This is a genomic window from Streptomyces sp. HUAS TT11 (assembly GCF_051553595.1).
Classification (GTDB): domain Bacteria; phylum Actinomycetota; class Actinomycetes; order Streptomycetales; family Streptomycetaceae; genus Streptomyces.
Map to the genome: position 1 here is coordinate 7723519 of NZ_CP196184.1, position 14803 is coordinate 7738321.

General features: G+C 71.9%; 13 protein-coding genes. 8 read left to right on the top strand and 5 right to left on the bottom strand.

The genetic code is table 11. The annotated features are described in order from the left end of the window. Window positions 1–12 precede the first annotated feature (12 nt). From glgC to ACSHXN_RS34705, 5 genes are all read left to right on the top strand, one after another. A complete protein-coding gene (gene glgC / locus ACSHXN_RS34685) occupies window positions 13–1233 on the top strand; it encodes a glucose-1-phosphate adenylyltransferase (RefSeq protein WP_356112990.1) in 1221 nt (406 codons plus the stop codon). A gap of 617 nt (window positions 1234–1850) precedes the next feature. Next, the gene (locus ACSHXN_RS34690; RefSeq protein WP_355802364.1) at window positions 1851–4181 is read left to right on the top strand and encodes a GH92 family glycosyl hydrolase; all 2331 of its coding nucleotides are present in this window, start codon (window positions 1851–1853) and stop codon (window positions 4179–4181) included. Window positions 4182–4326: 145 nt separating this feature from the next. Continuing rightward, complete coding sequence (locus tag ACSHXN_RS34695) at window positions 4327–5688, top strand: wax ester/triacylglycerol synthase family O-acyltransferase (protein WP_355137145.1); 1362 nt, start codon at window positions 4327–4329, stop codon at window positions 5686–5688. 231 nt (window positions 5689–5919) lie between these two features. Continuing rightward, window positions 5920–7407 carry an SDR family NAD(P)-dependent oxidoreductase gene (locus tag ACSHXN_RS34700; protein WP_355137144.1) on the top strand — a complete coding sequence of 496 codons (1488 nt, stop codon included), beginning with the start codon at window positions 5920–5922 and terminating at the stop codon, window positions 7405–7407. Window positions 7408–7507: 100 nt separating this feature from the next. Beyond that, entirely contained in the window at window positions 7508–7741 is a 234-nt protein-coding gene (locus ACSHXN_RS34705; protein WP_355137142.1) for a hypothetical protein, read from the top strand. A 52-nt stretch (window positions 7742–7793) separates the two neighbouring features. Here the strand turns inward: ACSHXN_RS34705 and ACSHXN_RS34710 are convergent, their stop codons facing one another. Next, window positions 7794–8243, bottom strand: a complete 450-nt coding sequence (locus ACSHXN_RS34710) for an SDR family oxidoreductase (protein WP_355137140.1) — start codon at window positions 8241–8243, stop codon at window positions 7794–7796. A gap of 532 nt (window positions 8244–8775) precedes the next feature. Between ACSHXN_RS34710 and ACSHXN_RS34715 the strand changes: the two genes are divergently transcribed. After that, window positions 8776–9480: a nucleotidyltransferase domain-containing protein gene (locus ACSHXN_RS34715; protein WP_438304923.1), complete on the top strand. Its 705-nt coding sequence runs from the start codon at window positions 8776–8778 to the stop codon at window positions 9478–9480. Here ACSHXN_RS34715 and ACSHXN_RS34720 read toward each other — a convergent pair. Both ACSHXN_RS34720 and ACSHXN_RS34725 read right to left on the bottom strand, forming a co-directional pair. Beyond that, window positions 9450–10664 (bottom strand): glycosyltransferase 87 family protein, encoded by a 1215-nt coding sequence (locus ACSHXN_RS34720; protein ID WP_438304924.1) that lies wholly within the window; start codon window positions 10662–10664, stop codon window positions 9450–9452. The two genes, ACSHXN_RS34715 and ACSHXN_RS34720, sit on opposite strands and share 31 nt — an antisense overlap. 239 nt (window positions 10665–10903) lie before the next feature. Continuing rightward, a complete protein-coding gene (locus ACSHXN_RS34725; RefSeq protein WP_331268312.1) occupies window positions 10904–11464 on the bottom strand; it encodes an HD domain-containing protein in 561 nt (186 codons plus the stop codon). A gap of 513 nt (window positions 11465–11977) precedes the next feature. On the opposite strand from ACSHXN_RS34725, the gene ACSHXN_RS34730 reads away from it, so the two are divergent. Together ACSHXN_RS34730 and ACSHXN_RS34735 are read left to right on the top strand one after the other, a co-directional pair. Further along, the gene (locus ACSHXN_RS34730) at window positions 11978–12154 is read left to right on the top strand and encodes a hypothetical protein (protein WP_355137134.1); all 177 of its coding nucleotides are present in this window, start codon (window positions 11978–11980) and stop codon (window positions 12152–12154) included. 54 nt (window positions 12155–12208) lie between these two features. Then, window positions 12209–12691: a GNAT family N-acetyltransferase gene (locus ACSHXN_RS34735; protein WP_355137132.1), complete on the top strand. Its 483-nt coding sequence runs from the start codon at window positions 12209–12211 to the stop codon at window positions 12689–12691. A 151-nt stretch (window positions 12692–12842) separates the two neighbouring features. Here the strand turns inward: ACSHXN_RS34735 and ACSHXN_RS34740 are convergent, their stop codons facing one another. Then, window positions 12843–13208, bottom strand: coding sequence for a TraR/DksA family transcriptional regulator (locus ACSHXN_RS34740; protein WP_355802377.1), 366 nt, complete (start codon window positions 13206–13208; stop codon window positions 12843–12845). Between the two features lie 34 nt (window positions 13209–13242). Next, window positions 13243–14427: an alcohol dehydrogenase catalytic domain-containing protein gene (locus ACSHXN_RS34745; RefSeq protein ID WP_355137128.1), complete on the bottom strand. Its 1185-nt coding sequence runs from the start codon at window positions 14425–14427 to the stop codon at window positions 13243–13245. Window positions 14428–14803: the final 376 nt, after the last annotated feature.

Here is a 14803-nt window from a genome sequence, read left to right on the forward strand (position 1 = left end):
AGGGGCGGCGGCATGCGGCGCGGTGGACCTTCGGTGCTGGGAATCGTACTGGCCGGCGGGGAGGGGAAGCGGTTGATGCCGCTGACCACCGACCGCGCGAAACCGGCCGTGACCTTCGGCGGAACATACCGCCTCGTCGACTTCGTCCTGTCCAACCTCGTGAACGGCGACATCCTGCGCATCTGCGTGCTGACGCAGTACAAGTCGCACTCGCTGGACCGGCACATCACCACCACCTGGCGGATGTCCAGTCTGCTCGGCAACTACGTCACCCCCGTCCCGGCCCAGCAGCGGCTCGGACCGCGCTGGTACCTGGGCAGTGCGGACGCCATTCTGCAGTCGCTGAACCTGATATACGACGAACAGCCCGAGTACGTGGCGGTGTTCGGCGCCGACCACGTCTACCGGATGGACCCGCGGCAGATGGTCGCCCGGCACATCGACAGCGGGGCGGGCGTGACCGTCGCGGGGATACGGGTGCCGCGCGCCGAGTCCCCCTCCTTCGGCGTGATCAGCCCGGGCTCGGACGGCCTGACCGTGGAGCGCTTCCTGGAGAAGCCCGCCGACCCGCCCGGGCTGCCGGACGACCCCGAGTGCGTCTTCGCCTCGATGGGCAACTACATCTTCACCACCAAGGCGCTGATCGAGGCGTTGCAGCGGGACGCCGAGGACCCGAACTCCGTGCACGACATGGGGGGTTCGATCCTGCCGGCCCTCACCGACCGCGGTGAGGCGCAGCTGTACGACTTCAGTGCCAACCACGTGCCGGGCGAGACCAGCCGGGACCGGGGGTACTGGCGGGACGTCGGCACGCTGGACGCCTACTACGACGCCCATATGGACCTGATCGCCGAGCGGCCGGCCTTCAATCTCTACAACCGCAGCTGGCCGATCTACACGCACTCCGGCCAGCTGTCGCCCGCCCGCTTCAACGCCGGTGGCATCGCCAGCGAGTCGATCATCAGCGCGGGGTCCCTGATCCGGGGGCAGGTGACGCAGTCGGTGCTGTCACCGGGCGTCGTCGTGGACCCCGGTGCCGTCGTACAGGGTTCGATCCTGCACGACAACGTCCACGTGGGACGGGGTGCGATCGTGCGCGGGGCGATCCTCGACAAGAACGTCGAAGTGCCGCCGGGCGCGACGATCGGTGTCAACCCGGACCGGGACACGGAGCTGTACACGGTGTCGAAGGGCGGGGTGATCGCGCTGGGGAAGGGACAGCACGTGCCGTAGGCGGTCCGGCCCGTGTGCCCCGCGACGGCGGCCGGGGCACACCGCACGGCCACCCGAATGACGCACCGGGCGGGCCCTCGGCAGGCAGGGCCCGCCGCCGGCCGCCTATCGTCGCCCATGAGCACGTGCCGATCGGCCCGGGAGCGAGGGGGACGCTCCGGCGCAGTACCCCGGGTCGGCGGGGGCCGACGAAAGCGAGGCCGGACATGACCGACGCGGGCGTGCACGCCCCTCTCCGCGGACGAGCGGGTCCCCGGACGCGCTCGTCGCGCGCGGCCCCCACGTCGCCGTCGGCGGCGGCACCCTCTCCAGGACCCGGAGGGGTCCACCCGTCCTGACGTCCCCACGGCGGGCCCGCCACCGATCCGGCCCCGCCCCGAACCGCTCCCCGCCGAGGGACGGGACGTCCGGACCCCGGACCGTGAACTCGCCCCGATCCCCCGGGTGTTCCGCGGCGCCAGACCGTCCCTCGCCGACTCCACGCACCCGCGCGGCCCCGCTGCCGGGCACCGGTCTTCCGCGACGCGCCCCAGGTCAACCGCCTCGGATGCTCCGGAATCCGACACGGCGCCACCACCATGTGGGCAACGACGTCGATCCTCCGGAGGTCTTCCCAGATGAGATGGACCCGGCGCCTGCGCCTCGCCGCCGCGGGCGCGGTCGCGGCCTCGGCCCTGTGCTCCCCGCCGGCCACCCCAGCCGCCGATCCGCCCGACGGCAGGCTCACCGACCTGGTCAACCCTTTCATCGGCACGCAGAACGAAGGCAACACCTTCCCCGGTGCCGCCGTTCCCTTCGGCATGGTCCAGCTCTCCCCGGACACCGGGCACAGAACCGGCTACGACTACACCCAGCAACGGATCCGCGGCTTCTCCCTCGTCCACCTCTCCGGCGTCGGCTGCGCCATCGGAGGGGATCTGCCCGTGCTGCCGACGACCGGTGACGTCACGGAGACGGACTACGCCAAGTACGCGGCCACGTTCAGCCACGCCGACGAGCAGGCGAGCCCCGGCTACTACCGGGTCCGACTCGGCGACGGCATCCAGGCCGAACTGACGGCGACGGCACGTACCGGAGTGCAGCGGTACACGTTCCCGGCCACCGGCAAGGCCAATGTGCTGCTCAACGCGGGCCAGGCGCTGCACAAGAACATCTCCTCCAAGGTCGAGATCCTCGACGACCGCACCGTGCGCACCACGATCACGGGCAGCGGCTTCTGCCGTTCGACGCGCCCGTACACGGTCTACACGGTCACCCGCTTCAGCCGCCCCTTCACGGCACACGGAACCTGGTACCAGGACTCGATCACCCCGAAGGCGACGAAGTCCTCCGGCCCCGGGCGCAACGGCGCCTACGTCACGTTCGACGCCACCAAGGACCGGACGGTGGAGGCGAGAACCGCGCTGTCGTACGTGGACGCGCGCGGCGCCGAGGCCAACCTCGCGGCCGCGCAGGCCGGTTCGTTCGACGACGTCCGGGAGGCGGCCCGTCGCGCCTGGGAGGACCGCCTCGACGACGTCCGGGTACAGGGGGGCGACCGCACCCTGCGGACCACCTTCTACTCGTCCCTGTACCGGTCGTTCCTCGCGCCGAACATCGGCAGCGACGCCGACGGCCGCTACAGGGGCTGGGACCAGCGGATCCATCGCGCCAACGGGTTCACGTACTACCAGAACTGGTCCCTGTGGGACACCTACCGCACCCAGGCCCAGCTGCTGTCCCTGCTCGCCCCGCGCGAGGCCCGGGACATGGCGCTGTCCGTGCTCGAGATCGACGCGCAGGGCGGCTGGCTGCCCAAGTGGGGCTACGGCACGGTCGAGACGAACATCATGAGCGGCGACCCGGTGACCCCGTACCTCACCCACGCCTACCAGCAGGGGCTGCTGAAGGGACACGAGGAGCGGGCCTACCGTGCGCTGAAGAAGAACGCGGACGGCGTTCCCCCCGCGAACACCATGTACGTGGGCCGGGAGGCGAACCGCGAGTACATCGCGAACGGCTTCGCGCCGTACATCAAGAACCGTCCGTACGCCAAGCCGGGCGACTCCGACTACCACTACGGCGCCTCGGTGACCCTGGAGTACGCGCTGTCCGACGCGATGCTCGCCCGGATGGCGCGCGACCTGGGCCATGACGCGGACGCGGCGCGGTATGCCGCCCGCTCGCGGAACTACCGGAACGTCTTCGACCGCTCGACCGGCTTCTTCCGCGCCCGGGACGCCTCCGGCGCCTTCGTGGGGCCGGCCGACCCGGCCAAGAGCGTGGGCTTCCACGAGGGCACCGCCTGGCAGTACCAGTGGCTTGTGCCGCAGGACCTGCGCGGCATGGTCGGCCTCATCGGGGGCGACCGTGCGGCCAACGACCGGCTCGACGCCTTCTTCGCCTACGACCGACTGCTCAAGGACCCCGCGGGGACCGCGCGCGACGTCTGGGTGAACGGGCCGTACGCCTACTACAACGCGGACAAGTACAACCCGCAGAACGAGCCGGACCTCATCGCCCCGTACACGTACCTCTCCACCGGCCAGCCCTGGAAGACGACCGACGTGGTGCACGCGGCGCTGACCCTGTTCACCGACGGACCGACGGGCATGACCGGCAACGACGACCTCGGCACCATGTCCGCCTGGAACGTGCTCTCGTCGATCGGGATCTTCCCCGTGCAGCCCGGATACCGCACCTGGGGGCTGACCACGCCCGTGTTCGACCGGGTCGACCTGGTGCTGGACCGGGCGTACTACCCCGGCGGCCGACTGACCGTCACCGCGCCCGGCACGTCCCACAGTCAGCGCTACATCCAGGGGGTGCGCGTCGACGGAAAGGCCTATGAACGGACGTACATCACCACCGACACCTTGCGCCGTCCGAGCACGCTGGAGTTCACGGTCGGCGCGCGGCCGTCCGGGTGGGGCACGGCACCGAAGGCGGCGCCACCCGCACTGAAGTGACCTCACGCGTCTCACAAAGTCCCGCCTCTCTCGGAGAGGCGGGACTTTATCTGCTGTTAACTGAGCGTAGCCTGATCGTACTTGACCGTAATCGCCAGTCGGAGGTTGACTTCGTGTTCTCCCATCGTCGACGCGAGGCAAGCCATTGACTTCCGACCTGCTCGCACCACTCGACCTGGCGTTCTGGAACATCGAATCCGCCCGCCATCCGATGCACCTGGGCGCCCTCGGGGTGTTCGCGTGCAACTCGCCCACCGCGGGTGCCCACGCCGCGGACCTGCTGGCGGGCCGTGCCGCTGCGGTGCCCGGGCTGCGCATGCGGATCCGCGACGTGTGGCTGCCGGACGGTCGGCTGAGGCGGGCCCTCCCCGCGGCGCGCCTCCCGCTCGCCCTGGGCGGCGCGGCCCGCGAGCCCGCACCGGACTTCGACCCGCTCGACCATGTACGGCTGCAGGCGCCCGCCGCCGACTTCCACGCCGCCGCCGGACGGCTCATGGAGCGCCCGCTGGAGCGCGGCCGACCGCCGTGGGAGGCGCATGTGCTGCCGGGGGAGTCCGGTACCTCCTTCGCCGTCCTGTTCAAGTTCCACCACGCGCTCGCCGACGGACTGCGCGCCCTCACGCTGGCCGCCGCGGTCATGGACCCGATGGACATGCCGGCGCCCAGGCCGCGTCCCCAGGCACCCGCCCGCGGGCTGCTGCCGGACATGCGCAGACTGCCGGGTCTGCTGCGCGGCACGCTCGCCGATGTGGGCCGTGCCCTGGACATCGGTGCCGCCGTCGCCGTGTCGACCCTCGGGACGCGTTCGTCGTCCGCGCTCATCTCCGAGCCCAGCGGCACCCGCCGCACCGCCGGCGTCGCCGTCGACCTCGACGACGTGCACCGGGTGCGCAAATCGGCGGGCGGAACCGTCAACGACGTCCTCATCGCGGTCGTCGCGGGCGCACTGCGCCGCTGGCTCGACGAGCGGGGCGACGGCAGCGCGGGCGTAGAGCCCCGTGCCCTGATCCCGGTCTCCAACCGCCGCCCGCGCACCGCGCAGCCACAGGGCAACCGGCTCTCCGGCTATCTGATACGGCTTCCGGTGGGCGACCCGGACCCGTTGCAGCGACTGCGGACGGTCCGTACGGCCATGGACCGCAACAAGCACGCCGGGCCCAACCGGGGCGCGGGCGCCGTCGCGCTGCTCGCCGACCATGTGCCCGCGCTGGGCCACCGGCTGGGCGGACCGCTGGTCAGCCAGGCCGCCCGGCTGTGGTTCGACATCCTGGTCACCAGCGTGCCGCTGCCGAGTCTCGGCCTGAAGCTCGGCGGCAACCCGCTCGCCGAGATCTATCCGCTCGCCCCGCTGGCCCGTGGTCAGTCCCTGGCGGTGGCGATCTCGACCTACCGCGGCCGGGTCCACTACGGGTTCGTCGCGGACGCGCGTGCGGTGCCGGACCTGGCGCGCCTGGCGCGCGCGGTGCCGGACGAGGTGGAGACGCTGCTGGCGGCCTGCCGCGTCTGAGCGGTTCGTCACATCCGTCGAGGGCGGCCGCACCGGTGCGCGGCCGCCCTCGACGCCGTCCGGCCGCGGGGGCGTGCGCCGATGCGGAACTCGCCCGCGCCCCCGACCGGACCTGCCGCTGTTCGCCGATCATCACGGGTTTGGAGACCCGGCCGCGCGCTCCGTAAAATTCGCTGTTCGAAAGCGAGCGCGGTCGGAGCGCTGCGCGGGTGAGCGAGGAACGGCAGCGCGATGACGGTGACAGAGGACGGCCTGGCAGGCGCCGGACCGGCGGCCATGGACGAGATGGCGTACGGCCCCGGCATCGACCCGGAGCGACTGGCCGTCTGCCTCGGCGTGCTCGCGGAACTCGACGACCTCGACGTGGACCACCCGGACGCGATCAAGGTGCGCCGGGCCACCTCGCACATCTACCGCTCGGTCAAGCAGCGCCGCCGCCAGGAGCGCCGTGCCGCCAAGACCGCCCACGACAAGGCGGTCACCGAGGCCACGGCGACCGGGTCCGCGCAGCGCATCGACGACGAGACCGAGGGCATCCTGCCGTCCTCGATCACCGGGTCCGGCCAGATCGCCGGCATACTCCAGCGCCCGCGCTCCTGCTATGTGTGCAAGTCCCGCTATGTCGAGGTCGACTACTTCTACCACCAGCTCTGCCCGAACTGCGCCGACGAGAACCGGTCCCGTCGCGAGGCCCGCGCCGACCTCACCGGCAAGCGCGCCCTGCTGACCGGTGGCCGCGCCAAGATCGGCATGTACATCGCGCTCCGGCTGCTCCGGGACGGCGCGCACACCACCATCACCACACGCTTCCCGAACGACGCGATCCGCCGCTTCAAGGCGCAGCCGGACAGCGACGAGTGGATCCACCGGCTGAAGATCGTCGGTATCGACCTGCGCGACCCGGCCCAGGTGGTGGCGCTGGCCGACTCGGTGGCCGCCGAGGGCCCCCTGGACATCCTGATCAACAATGCGGCGCAGACCGTGCGCCGTTCCCCGCAGGCCTACAGCGAGCTGGTCGCCGCCGAGTCCGCCCCGCTGCCCGCGGGCGAACTGCCGTCCGCCGAGGTCATCGGCGCGTTCGGCTCCGGAGCCGTCGCGGCGCTGCCGGTGGCCGGCGGCTCGCTGACCGCGCAGGACGTCACCGGCCTCGCCCTGGTCTCGGGTTCCGCCTCCCTGGAGCGGATCGCGGCCGGTACGGCGATCGACGCGGGCGGGCTCGTACCCGACCTGCACGACACCAACAGCTGGATCCAGGCGGTCGAGGAGGTCACACCGGTCGAGCTGCTCGAGGTGCAACTGTGCAACTCGACGGCGCCGTTCATCCTGATCAGCCGACTGCGGGCGGCGCTGTCCGGCTCCCCGGCCAGGCGGACCTACATCGTGAACGTCTCGGCCATGGAGGGCGTCTTCAGCCGCGGCTACAAGGGTGCCGGCCACCCGCACACCAACATGGCCAAGGCCGCTCTGAACATGCTCACGCGCACCAGTGCCCAGGAGATGTTCGAGAAGGACCGCATCCTGATGACCGCCGTCGACACCGGCTGGATCACCGACGAGCGACCGCATCCGGACAAGGTGCGGCTGGCAGAGGAGGGCTTCCACGCTCCGCTGGACCTCGTCGACGGAGCGGCCCGGGTATACGATCCGATTGTGCGCGGCGAGCAGGGCGAGGACCTGTACGGCGTCTTCCTGAAGGACTACGCCCCCGGGAAGTGGTGATCCGGAAGCGGTCCGGAGGGCGGCGGCGCGCCGCCCCTGGCGTGTGGCCCGTCGCCAAGTGGGAACTCGACCTGTCGTGAGTACCGCGCAAGGAGTTCTCATGGCCATTCCACACGAGATCGATCCACGCGCCACCGGCGATCCCCGCAACGTCTACACGAGCGACGAGCAGTTCTACCGGTCCGACCGTCCGGAGCGGCCTGTCCTGCCCGAGGACAGGCCGCGCGGTGGCAGGCCGGCCGACCCGGTGAGGCACCGCAGCACCTGGGCGACGGTGGCGCTGGTCGCAGGGATCATCCTACTGGTCCTCATCGGGATCGCACTGTTCCCGTGAGTGGCCGCCACCCTTCGAGCCCGTCGTCACGAACGAGGTGACGCCCGTGACATCAGATCCGATGCGGCGCACATGAGCGCAATCGATGCCGGATGGCGTACGTCCCGGAGGCGGAGGACTCCGGGACGTACGCGGGCCCGGCCCGGGTTCCGCCGTCGCCCGGCAGGTGGGTGCCGGTGATCCGGTCGGCCGTGTCCGACGCCGGCCGGAGCACGGCGCGGGCGACGTCCTCGAGCCGGCCGAAGCGGCGGAGCGGCATCCCTGCGGCGACGGCGTCCTCGCCGTGCGCCCGGACCGATCGGGCCGTCTCCGTGCGGACGAGCCCGGGGGAGTGACCCGCACCTTCGGCGCGAGTTCGCCGGCGAGATGCCGGGTGGGGTGCAGCAGGGCGGCCTTGCCGGTTCCGTGGTCGCCCACGTTCGGGTCCGCAGGCCCGCCACTCTGGGTGCAGATGTCGACCACGGTGCCGCCGCGCTCGCCCGTCCAGGCCCGCCGGATGCACTGGGCGAGCCGCAGCAGTGCCTCCACGCCGACGGTGAACGCCTCCCGTCGGCGCTCGGGTCCGGCCTCGATGAGGGGGGCCAGGGGACCGGTTGGTCGCGGCGTTGCCGACGAGAACGTCGATCCGTCCGAAGGAGCGCAGGGGCCAATGCGGTGAGCTCTTGCGGACGGACGGGGTCGGCGACGTCGCCCGTGACCCCGGTACCGCCGAGTTGCCCGGCGGCCGTCCGCACCCGGCCGCGGGTCCCGCGCACCAGGGCTCCGGCCGCCGCGGGAGCCCCCGCCACGGCCCTTTCCGGTCCCGCGCGACCCACCGGTGACGATGGCGACCCCGACCTGGAACCCGTACGGCGACGTCATCCCCGTACCGTCTCCGGACGCTCCGTCAGATGACAGGCCGGTGAGGTACGTCAGTACGAAATTCGCTGGCCGTTCCGGTGGCCGGGCGCCTAGCCTCACGCGCAGTCCCCGCCCCGTCAGGCCGGCCCGGAGCCGCCACCCGTACCGTTCGACCCCGAGGAAGGCGGCCGACCGTGAACGTCCCTCACATCCTGCTGTCCGGCATCGTCGGCTCGACGGCGTACGGGCTCGCGCACGCCGGCTCCGACGTGGACCGGCTCGGCGTCTTCGCCGTGCCCACGCAGAGGCTGCACGGCCTGCACCCGCCGAGGGAGTCCCACGTCGGTACCGATCCCGACCGGACCTTCCACGAGGCCGCGAAATGGTGCCGGCTCGCGCTCGGCGGCAACCCCAGCGCGACGGAACTGGTGTGGCTGGCGGACGAGTTGTACGAGGTCCGCACCCCGCTCGGCGACGAGCTGATCGGTATCCGCGCGTCGTTCCTGTCCGCCCGGCGCGTCCGGGCCGCCTATCTGGGCTACGCCACCCAGCAGGTCAGGAGGCTGGAGTCGCGGGGTGACCGGGACCCGTCGGCGGACGTGCGCAGGCGCACCGCCAAACACGCACGCCACCTGAAGCGGCTGTGCCACCAGGGGCTGGAGCTGTACTCCACCGGACAGCTGACCGTCCGCCTGGAGGACCCCCAGGAGTACCGCGCGTTCGGCGAGCGCGTGGCCGAGCACGCCACGGTCGCGAGGTCCTTGCTCCGGTACTACGAGAACGCCTTCGACGAGGCGCGCTGCGTGCTGCCGCAGGAGCCGGACGAGGCGGCCGCCGAGTCGTGGCTGCACCGGGTCCGTGCCCACTTCTACGCGCCGGAGGCCGCCCTCACCCGCTGAAGCCCGGGCCGGTCGGCCGCCGACCGTCGGGAGGCGGCGACGGCGAGCAGGGACAGCACGGCACAGACGGTGTAGGCTGTGCCCGGCCACGCCAGCAGAGCCGGGTACGGCGTGGGGTGCGGCAGCCCGTCTTCCATGCCGATCAGGAACGGCACCAGGCGGGTGGCCGTGGCCGCGAGCCAGGCCGCGGTCACCACCCGGCCGAGCAGCCGATGGCGCTCGGGCCCGTGGGCCGACCACATCATGGCCGGCAGGCACCAGACCCAGTGATGGCTCCACGAAATGGGAGACACCAGCAGCCCGTACAGCTCGGCGGCGACCAGGACGCCCAGCGCGTCCTGGTGGCGCACGGCGTTCCACAGTGCGCAGGCGGCCAGCGCGGTGGCCAGGGTCAGGGCCGCGCACCAGGCGAGTGCGATCGGGGTGTCGGGTCCGAGGAGCCTGCCGAGCGCGCCGAGCAGGGACTGGTTGCGCACGGACCACGAGGGGCCGATGCGCTGAGTCTGCGTCACCAGGCCGGTCCAATAGCGTGCCGACTCCTGCGGGGCGGCCACCCAGGCCAGGGCCGTGGCCGCGGCTGCGGCCACGGCAGCCCAGACGGCCGCCCGCCATTGCCGGGTCGCCAGCAGATACAACCCGCCGAAGGCCGGAGTGAGCTTCACCGCGGTCGCAAGGCCGAGGGCCGCGCCCCGGGCCGCCGCCGGGCGCGGCACGGCCACCGCCGCGAGGACCAGGGCTGCGAGCAGCAGGTTGACCTGCCCCTGGTCCAGGGTGTGCCGTACGGGCTCGAGCCACAGGCCCCCCGCCGTCCAGAGCATGACACGCGACATCCGGGGGCGGCCGCGGCCGGCGGACAGCAGCCGCTCGGCGCAGTGGACGATCACCCCCAGGGCCGCCACGGAGGCCGCCTGCCACAGGACGACCACGACCGTCCAGGGCAGGTGCGACAGCGGCAGGAAGACCAGCGCGGCGAACGGCGGGTAGGTGAACGGCAGCAGAGGGATGGGCGGGCCGGTGTGCAGCCGGTAGTCGTAGAGGTGACCGGAGAGCACCAGGGGGGAGGCGTCACGGTAGACGCGCAGATCCAGCGGCTCGGGGGAGAAGCAGACGGCAGCCAGGACGTGAAGGGCCACGGACGCGGCCAGGCACCAGCCGGCATGGCCGGCCGTCCACTTTCCGATCACGCGGAGCCGTGCCGGGGCGATTCCGTGTCGGCGGCACACTTCGCAGAGTCTGTCGCCGCCGGATCGTCCTGCTCGGTCATTACGCCGACGGCGGCATGTCGCAGGCGGCCGGGAGGCGGAGCCGCTCCCCGGCAGGAGGGCCGTCGGGGACCGCCGTCACACGGCTGCGGCCGTCGGCACGGCGTCGATGCGGTGCCGGGGCGCAGGACCGCGACGGTCGTGGTACGGCCCCGGAGGCCTCAGTCCATGACCCCCAGCCGGACCCGTCCCGCCGCCACCAGCTCCAGAACCGTGCGCCAGTCCTCCAGCACGCCGGCGTTGAGGCCCATGACCTTCGCCGCGTCATCCGCCTGACGCAGAGTGACCGCGTCCTCGGCCAGCGGGTCCCGTTCGAACGCGAGGACTTCCCGATGCGTCATGGGCCCGCCCTGGCGGCGCAGGGTGAGCGCGCTCTGCGGGGAGAGCCCGCGCTCCGGGGACACGGCCGCCAGATAGCGCTTGGCGGCCACGTGCAGGCGCACGAGGCGGGAGACCCGCTCGCCGAGCAACGGCCGTACCGCGTCGGCCGCGAGGTCGGCGTGTCCGGCGTCGTCGCCCGGCCGCAGCAGATGGCCGATGTCGTGGACCAGCCCGGCCACCTGGAGTTCCTTGTCCGCGGGGCGACTTCGGCGCAGCAGCGCGGCGGTCTGCAGGGCGTGGTCGTGCAGATCGACCGGGTCGCCGCTGCGGTCCGGGGTGTCCCATGCGCCCCGGCAGGCGTGCAGCAGATCCATCAGCTCCTCGACGCTGCGCAGCTCCATGCGTCAGTCCTCTCGCGAGAAAAGCCGTTGCCGAGTGTCAGCAGATCATGGCGAGCTTGCGACTCGGCCAACGGGACTTGAACTGAGCACGAGCCGAACCGCGCCGGGTCGAGCCACGCCGAGGAACGCTGATCCGGACATGTGAGGGAGCGATGAGCAGTTCGACGATTGCGCCGATCGGGTGTACCAAAACGGGATGACCAGCAACAAATTGGTTAATAATGAGTGGGAATGGGTGCCCCACGACTCAAGACAGTTACCTGGTTGTTTCAGCCCCATCGAGCGGCAGCCCGCTCATTTGGTTAACCTGGACCGAGCGGACAGCCATTGGGGTCCCACCCACACCCACGGTCCGTCCCGGGACAAGCCGGTTACCACGGCCTGCCCTCGTACGAGTTGCCGGCGCCACCGCGTCCGAACAGTTTCGACCCAGACCCGAGCGGACGCGCGGGGCCACGGCGGCAGGCCGGGGCGGCACGTCCCAAGGGTTACCCGACACATAAGGAGTGCGCGGTGACACCGGAGAAGACGCATCACGATGACCGCCCCAAGGAACGCGTGGAGCGCGGCGGCCTGCGGACGGAGAAGAAGCTCGGCAGCCTGGACGTCTGGGCGCGTTCGGCCCCGATCCGTCTGGCGGGCTACGAGGACGACCTTGCCGAACCCCACATCCTGCCGAGCGTCGACTGACCCGGCAGGATCCGTCGTGATCGCCTGCGGCATGGGCGTGTCGGACACGCGCCCATGCTGATCAGGGAAGCCGCGGCCGGTGACTGGCCGCGCATCTGGCCCTTCTGGCACCGGATCGTCGCCGCCGGGGAGACCTACACCTGGGACCCGGACACCGACGAGAAAGCGGCCCGCGCCCTGTGGATGGCGCCGGCCAAGCGTGTGTACGTGGCCGAGGACGACTCCGGGACGATCGTCGGTTCCGCCTTTGTCACCCCGAACTACGGCGGCCCCGCCGCCCGCATCGCGAACGCCGGTTTCATGGTCGACCCGGACCGGGCCGGCCGCGGGGTCGGGCGCGCCCTCGCCGAACACATCCTGGCCTCCGCCGAGGCCGAGGGCTATCGGGGGATGGTCTTCAACGCGGTCGTCGAGACCAACCCCGCGGTCCGGCTGTGGACGTCCCTGGGCTTCACGATCGTGGGCACGATCCCCGCGGCGTACGAGCATCCACGGTTCGGTGCGGTGGCGCTGCATGTCATGTACCGCGCGCTATGAGCGCAGGCGTGGCCGGAACCGGAGGCTCAGGCGGCAGGCGTGCCTGGCGCTCGGCGCCGTCGTTCTCTCCCCGCGTCCGGCGGTATGCGGTGTCGGGGAGGTTCGGTCACGCAGGGGGACGGGCCCGGGGGCCACGACCGCCGCGGACGCCTCATGGCCGTGCGCCGGTCCCGGCGCGGGCGCACACGATGCACAGCTCCGTGTGCGGCACCGCCAGCAGCCGGTCCCGGCCGATGACGTCGCCGCACACCGTGCACCGGCCGAACCCCGGCGTCCCCACCCGGGGGAGGGTCGCGACGACCCGGTCCAGCAGAATCCTGGCGCGGTCGGCGTCGGCGCGCAGGGCGGCGAGCGCGCTCACCCGCGCACCCACGTCGGCGGGGTCGAGGTCGCAGTCCGCGTAGAGGGCGGGCATCTTCGACTCCGCGTCCGCGAGTTCCTCGCGCAGTACGTCGGCCTCGGCGGCGAGCCGATCCGTGATCGCCTTCAGATCGTCGGCCGACAGTGTGGTGGGCATGGAGACTCCAGGTCGATCGGTGGGCGGCGCGGTCTCAGGGCTCGAGGAGGGTCTTGATCATCCCGTCCTCCTTGGCCTGGAACATCGCGTAGGCCTTCGGGCCGTCCTCGAGCGGTACGGCGTGGGTCTTGAAGCCGTCGACACCGAGTGGATCCTCGTCCGTGAGCAGGGGGAGGATGTCCTCCACCCACCGCCACACGTTCGCCTGCCCCATCCGTAGCTGGATCTGCTTGTCGAACAGCGTGAGCAGGGGCATGGGGTCGGCGGTCCCCCCGTACACCCCGGAAACGGACAGCGTGCCGCCTCGCCGCACCAGGTCGATGCCCGAGTGCAGAGCCCCGAGGCGGTCCACTGCGGCGTGTTCCATCAAGGGCTGGGCCACGGCGTCGGGCAGATGACCGGTGACCCACTGCGCCGCCTTGGCGAACGGCGCTCCGTGCGACTCCATGCCCACGGCGTCGATGACGGCGTCCGGTCCCCGTCCGTCGGTCAGGTCCCGTACGGCCTCGGTCAGGTCCCTGCCGTGCCGGCGCAGGTCGAAGCAGGTGACGCCGTTCGCCGCCGCTCGCTCCAGGCGCTCGTCCACCAGATCCACGCCGATGACCAGTCCTGCGCCGCGGTGACGGGCGATGCGGGCGGACATGTCGCCGATGGGGCCGAGCCCCAGTACGGCCACGCTCCCGCCCTGCGGAACCGCCGCGTACTCGACGGCCTGCCACGCGGTGGGCAGCACGTCGCTCAGGTACACGTATCGGTCGTCCGGCGGGCCTTCGGGCACCTTGATGGGCAGCTTGTTGCCGAACGGAACCCGCAGGAACTCGGCCTGTCCACCCGGCACCTGTCCGTACAGCTTCGTGTAGCCGAACAGCGCGGCACCGGATCCCCGCTCCTCCACCCGGGTCGTCTCGCACTGCGAATGCAGGCCCTGGTCGCACATGAAGCAGTCACAGCACGAGACGTTGAACGGTATGACGACGCGGTCTCCCGGCGAGAGGGCGTGCACCTGGGGGCCGACCTCCGCCACGACGCCCATCGGCTCATGGCCCAGGATGTCGCCCGGGTCGAGATAGGGGCCGAAGAGTTCGTACAGATGAAGGTCGGAACCGCAGATCCCGGTCGATGTGATCCGCACGATGATGTCGTCGGGCTTCTCGATCCGGGGGTCGGGGACGGTCTCCACGCGCACGTCCCGCCGACCCTGCCAGGTGAGTGCTCGCATCGTCTCGCTCCTCGAGGTCTCGTGTGCGGGGTTCGGCGCAGGCGGCGCGGGTGCCCCGGGGCGCTCGCTGTGACAGACCGCCGACGGGCCCGCCGTCGGCGGGCGTCACGGAGCGTGGTACGGCAGTCAAGTCACGGTGCCGAGCGTCCGCCGCCCGTCGCCGCGGTGCCGTCGGAGCCATGGGCGGCACCCTCCTGCCGGAAGGCCTGCGAGGGCGTCAGCGGCACACGAGGTACCGCCCTGCCGCCCCGGCGTGAAGCCGTCGGCCGGTGTGTCGTGCTCGGGTGGACCCGGCGGCCGCGACGACGTGCCGCGTGACAGCGGGCTCGCCCCTCGGCACGCCCGGGTGCGTTCCCGTGGGCCTCGACGCCCGAAT

Bases quoted from the DNA above. Each gene is read 5' to 3' on its own strand.
- glgC (WP_356112990.1), top strand. From the start codon at position 13: ATGCGGCGCGGTGGACCTTCGGTGCTGGGAATCGTACTGGCCGGCGGG.
- ACSHXN_RS34740 (WP_355802377.1), bottom strand. From the start codon at position 13,208: ATGCCCACCACACTGTCGGCCGACGATCTGAAGGCGATCACGGATCGG.
- ACSHXN_RS34735 (WP_355137132.1), top strand. From the start codon at position 12,209: ATGCTGATCAGGGAAGCCGCGGCCGGTGACTGGCCGCGCATCTGGCCC.
- ACSHXN_RS34745 (WP_355137128.1), bottom strand. From the start codon at position 14,427: ATGCGAGCACTCACCTGGCAGGGTCGGCGGGACGTGCGCGTGGAGACC.
- ACSHXN_RS34725 (WP_331268312.1), bottom strand. From the start codon at position 11,464: ATGGAGCTGCGCAGCGTCGAGGAGCTGATGGATCTGCTGCACGCCTGC.
- ACSHXN_RS34700 (WP_355137144.1), top strand. From the start codon at position 5,920: ATGACGGTGACAGAGGACGGCCTGGCAGGCGCCGGACCGGCGGCCATG.
- ACSHXN_RS34690 (WP_355802364.1), top strand. From the start codon at position 1,851: ATGAGATGGACCCGGCGCCTGCGCCTCGCCGCCGCGGGCGCGGTCGCG.
- ACSHXN_RS34705 (WP_355137142.1), top strand. From the start codon at position 7,508: ATGGCCATTCCACACGAGATCGATCCACGCGCCACCGGCGATCCCCGC.